The sequence below is a fragment of the Mycobacterium angelicum genome, assembly GCF_002086155.1.
In the GTDB taxonomy this organism is placed as follows: domain Bacteria; phylum Actinomycetota; class Actinomycetes; order Mycobacteriales; family Mycobacteriaceae; genus Mycobacterium; species Mycobacterium angelicum.
On record NZ_MVHE01000132.1, the window covers coordinates 1 to 5,623 of the forward strand.

Below are 5,623 nucleotides of genomic sequence, written 5' to 3' on the forward strand. Positions count from 1 at the left end.
TGTCGTATGCGCAGTCGCGGTTGTGGTTCTTACACCGCTATGAGGGGCCGTCGGCCACCTACAACATTCCGTTGGCGCTGCGGTTGACCGGGCGATTGGATGTGGCGGCGCTGGGTGCGGCCCTCGATGATGTGGCCGCCCGGCATGAGAGTCTGCGTACGGTGTTCGTCGAGGTCGATGGCGTGGCCTATCAGCAGATCCTGCCCGAAGCGGCGGTGCCGCTGATCGTCACCGACCTGGCGCACGGGCAGCCGCTGGCCGAGGCCGTCAACGATGCCGCGGCGTATCGGTTTGACCTTTGCGCCGAAGTTCCGTTGCGGGCCGTGCTGATCAGGGTGTCGCAGGCTGAGCACGCGTTGATTGTGGTGGTGCATCACATCGCCGCCGACGGCGCCTCGCTGGTGCCGCTGGCGGTGGACCTGGCCGCCGCGTATGCCGCCCGTTGTGCTGGGCGGGCACCGGGCTGGGCGCCGCTTTCTGTGCAGTATGCCGATTACACGTTGTGGCAACAGCAGGTGTTGGGTGAAGAGGATGACCCCGAGTCGGTGCTGGCCCACCAATTCGCCTACTGGCAAGCCGAATTGGCCGCCGCCCCCGAGCAGATCGTGCTGCCGCTGGACCGGCCCCGCCCGCCCAAGCAATCCTTCCAGGGACGGGTGCACCCGCTCACCGTGGATGCGGCGCTGCGCGAGAAGGTGGAACGCCTGGCCCGCCGCACCGGCACCACGATGTCGATGGTGCTGCAGGCCGCCCTGGCGGTGTTGTTGCGCAAGCTGGGTGCCGGCGACGACGTCTGCATCGGCGGCCCGATCGCCGGACGCACCGATGCCGCCCTGGCCGACCTGGTCGGATTCTTCGTCAACACCTGGGTGCTGCGGGTGGACACCACGGGCAACCGCAGCTTCACCGAGTTGCTGCAGCAGGTGCGCACCAAGGCGCTGGCGGCCTACGAAAACCAGGACGCCCCGTTCGAGCGGCTGGTGGAACTGCTCAACCCGGCCCGCTCCACCGCACACCATCCACTGTTCCAGGTTTCCTTTGCGCTGCAGAACAATCCGCCACCCACGCTGGACCTGGTAGGCCTGGCCATCAAGGCCATTCCGGTATGGACCAATACCGCGAAGTTCGACCTGTCGATACACCTGTTCGACTTCCCGGCTCCCGCCGGACAGCCCCAACAGATGCCGGGCGCAATCGAATACGCCACCGACCTGTTCGACGAGCACACGATCCAAGCGTTCGCGGCCCAGTATCTGCACATCCTGCACACGGTCACCGCCGACCCGGGCCAGGGTATCGATACGATCGAAATCGTCGACGCCGTCCAGCGCGAACTGCTGCTGAACACCTACAACGACACCGCCACCCCCATTCCGTCGGCGCCGCTGCCGGAATTGTTCGCCGCCCAGGCGGCCCGCACCCCGAATGCGATCGCGGTGCAGGATGATCGCCAGAGCCTGACCTATGCGCAGCTGGCGGCCCGGGCGCAACGACTGGCCGCCCGGCTCAAAGCCGCTGGGGCACAGCCGGAGACGATCATCGCGGTGGCGCTGCCCCGCGGGGCGGAACTGGTAACCGCGTTGCTGGCAATCACCCAGACCGGGGCGGCGTACTTGCCGATCGATGCGAACTACTCCAGTCAACGCACCACCTACATGCTCACCGACGCCGCCCCGCAGCTGCTGATCACGGACTCGGCCACTGCGCCGCGATTGCCGGAGTCCACCATCCCCCGGCTGATCCTCGATCAGCTCGGCGCCGACGCGACTCCCGATCAACCGGCCATCCGGCCGGCCCCGGACAATCTGGCCTACATCATGTACACGTCCGGATCCACCGGGAAACCCAAAGCCGTTGCCATCACGCAACGCAACGTGGTGGCCCTGTTCGCCGGACTGAAGCAGGAGTGCCAGTTCGCTGCCACGGATGTGTGGGCGTGGTGTCATTCGCCGGCGTTCGATGTCTCGGTGTGGGAGATGTGGGGCGCACTGCTGCACGGTGCCCGCGTGGTGGCGGTGCCCTGGACCACCGTGCGTTCGCCGCGTGCGCTGTGGGAGCTGATAATCCGTGAGCGTGTCACGGTGCTCAGCCAGACCCCGTCGGCCTTCTACGAACTGATGCGCGCCGAGCGTGAAAGCACCTGCAGCGCAGCAGATTCCGCACTGCGTCTGGTGGTATTCGCCGGAGAGCGGTTGCGTACGTCGCGGCTGCAAGGGTGGTACCCCGGCGACCGGACACAGCTGCCGACGCTGATCAACATGTACGGAATCACCGAAGGCACCGTGCATACCACCCGTCGCAAGCTGACCACGAGCGACGCCGCACGTGCGGCGTCGGTGATCGGCGGTCCGCTCGGTAACGAGCGGTTGTATGTGCTGGACGCCGGACTTCGTGTGGTGCCGACGGGGGTCACCGGCGAATTGTATGTCGCCGGTGCGGGTTTGGCGCGCGGGTACCGCGGACAGGCCGGGCTGACCGCGTCGCGGTTCGTGGCGTGCCCGTTCGCAACCGCCGCAGCGCCGGGGGAAAGGATGTACCGGACCGGGGACGTGGTGCGCTGGAATGCCCAGGGTGACTTGGAGTTCGTCGGCCGCGCCGACGATCAGGTCAAGATCCGCGGATTCCGCATCGAGCCCGGCGAAGTCGAAGCGGCCCTGACCGCCCACCCTGCCGTCGCCCAGGCGGTCGTCACCGCACATGGTGACCAACTCGTCGGCTATGTGGTGCTCCAGCCGGGAACCGCGGATGCCGACATCGCCGCACGGGTGCGAACGTTTGTCGGACAACGGTTGCCGGAGTTCATGGTGCCCGCGGTCCTGATGGTCCTGGATGCGTTGCCGCTCACGGTCAACGGCAAGGTGGACCGAGCGGCGTTGCCGGTGGCCGAGTTCGTCAGCGCCGCGACGTACCGGGGCCCGCGCGATATCCGGGAGTCAGTGCTGGCGGCGTTGTTCGCTGAGGTGCTGGACCTGCCGCGGGTCGGTATCGACGACGGGTTCTTCGACCTCGGTGGACACTCGCTGACGGTGACCAGGCTGGTGGCCCGGATTCGGGCGCAGCTGGATGTCGAAGTGCCGATCCGGGCGGTGTTCGCGTCGCCGACCGTGGCGCAGCTGGCGGCCTGGTTGGACAGGCACCGCGGAAACGCGGTGCGGTCGGCGTTGGCGGCCCAATCGCGGCCGCAGCGAATTCCGTTGTCGTACGCGCAAAGCCGGTTGTGGTTCCTGCACCGATACGAGGGCCCGTCGGCCACCTATAACATCCCGTTGGCGTTGCGTCTTACCGGAAGCGTCGACGTTGCGGCGCTGCGGGCAGCGCTCGGCGACGTGGTGGCCCGGCATGAAAGTCTGCGGACGGTGTTCGCCGAGACGGACGGCGTCGCCTATCAGCAGATCCTGCCCGCCGAGACGGTCCCGCTGATCGTCACCGACCTGGCCGAGGGGCAGCCGTTGGCCGAGGCGGTGAATCAGGCGGCCGCGTATCACTTTGACCTGGCCACCGAAATCCCGCTGCGGGCCCAGCTGATCGCGGTGTCGGAGAGCGAGCACGCCTTGCTGTTGGTGGTGCACCACATCGCCGCCGATGGCGCCTCGATGGCCCCGCTGGCCAACGATCTGGCCATCGCCTACACCGCGCGCTGCGCCGGCCACGAACCGCAATGGGCGCCGCTGGAAGTGCAGTACGCCGACTACACCCTGTGGCAACAGCAGGTGCTCGGCGATGAGGACGACCCCGAGTCGGTGCTGTCTCGCCAATTCGCCTACTGGCAGGCCGAATTGGCCGATGCTCCGGAACAGATCACCCTGGCCGGTGATCGGCCCCGCCCACCGCGCCAGTCCTTCCGCGGCGAGCTGGTCTCGTTCGCTGTCGAGGCGGAGCTGCGGGAGCGGGTGGAGTTGCTGGCCCGCACGACGGGCACCACGATGTCCATGGTGTTGCAGGCCGCGCTGGCGGTGTTGTTGCGCAAGCTCGGCGCCGGTGACGACATCAGCATCGGTGGGCCGATCGCCGGGCGTACCGATGCCGCATTGGCCGACCTGATCGGGTTCTTCGTCAACACCTGGGTCCTGCGGGTGGATACCTCGGGCAATCACAGCTTCACCGAGCTACTGGCCCAGGTGCGTAGCAAGGCGCTGGCCGCCTACGAGCATCAGGACGCCCCGTTCGAGCGGCTGGTAGAATTGCTCAACCCGGCCCGATCCACCGCGCATCATCCGCTGTTCCAGATTTCCTTTGCGCTGCAGAACAATCCGGTGCCGAGCTTCGAGTTGCCCGGACTGCGCGTCGAGGCGATGCCGGTGTCCACCCGCACCGCGAAGTTCGACCTGTCGATGCACTTATTCGACCTGCCTGCGGTCGGCGGACAGGCACAGCGGTTGCCGGGTCTGATCGAGTACGCCGCCGACTTGTTCGACGCGCACACGATCGAGACATTCGCCCGCTACTACCTGCATGTCCTGGACGTGGTGAGCGCGCAGGCCGACCGCGGTATCGATTCCATCGAAATCGTCGACGCAGCTCAGCGCGAACTGTTGCTGGACACTTACAACGACACCGCCAATCCCGGTGCCGCGGCGACCATTCCGGAGTTGTTCGCAGCCCAGGCCGCACGCACCCCCAATGCCACTGCGGTACGGGATGACCGGCACAGCCTGACCTACACCGAACTCTCGGCGAGGGTGAATCGGTTGGCTCGCTACCTGATCGGCCAGGGTGTGGGTCCCGAGTCGCTGGTGGGGCTGGCGCTGCCGCGCAGCACCGATTTGGTGGTCGCGATGCAGGCGATCATGGCGGCCGGCGGTGCATTCGTGCCGATCGATCCGACCCATCCCGTGCAGCGCAACAGCCACGTCCTTGAGACCGCGGACCCGGTGTGTGTGCTGAGCACCTCTGATTCGGGATTTGTGGCCGCCGGCGTGAGTGTTGTTCACCTCGATGAGCTTGACCTGTCCAGCTTTTCGGCGGCGCCGATCACCGATGCCGAACGTCGGTCCCGGCTTGACCCCGATCATCAGGCCTATGTGATGTTCACCTCCGGATCCACCGGCCGGCCCAAGGGCGTGGCGGTTGCCCACAGCGCGATCGTCAACCAGGTGCAGTGGATGGGCAGCCAATACCGCATCGGTCCCCAGGATGTGTATCTGCACAAGACCGCGATCACCTTCGACGTGGCGCTGTGGGGCTATCTGGCGGCTTTGGTTTCGGGTGCGCGCTTGGTGCTCGCCAGCCCGGACGGACACAAGGATCCGCGGTATGTGGCGGAAACGATCTGCACGCACGGGGTCACGCTGACCGACTTCGTCCCGTCGATGCTGTCGGTATTGTGTGCGGCCGCAGGGCGCGAGCAGTTGGCGTCATTGCGCGATGTATTCGTCGCCGGAGAAGCGTTGCCCGCTGCGACCGTCGACGCGTTCGCCGCGATCTGTGACGCAAAGCTGCACAACCTATATGGCCCGACCGAAGCGACGGTATCGGTCACCCATTGGCCCACCAGTCCCGGACAGCGGGCGACGGTGCCGATCGGCGTGCCGCAATCCAACTGCCAGGTGTTCGTGCTGGATGCCGGATTGTGTGTGGTGCCGCCGGGGGTGGCCGGGGAGTTGTATATCGCCGGTGCCGGGGT

1 protein-coding gene is annotated in these 5,623 nt (G+C 66.7%); it reads left to right on the forward strand.

The window, feature by feature from the left end; all coding sequences use genetic code 11:
* Nucleotides 1-5,623 (forward strand): non-ribosomal peptide synthetase (locus BST12_RS28270; RefSeq protein ID WP_139802012.1); only part of this gene is annotated, 5,623 nt, incomplete at both ends.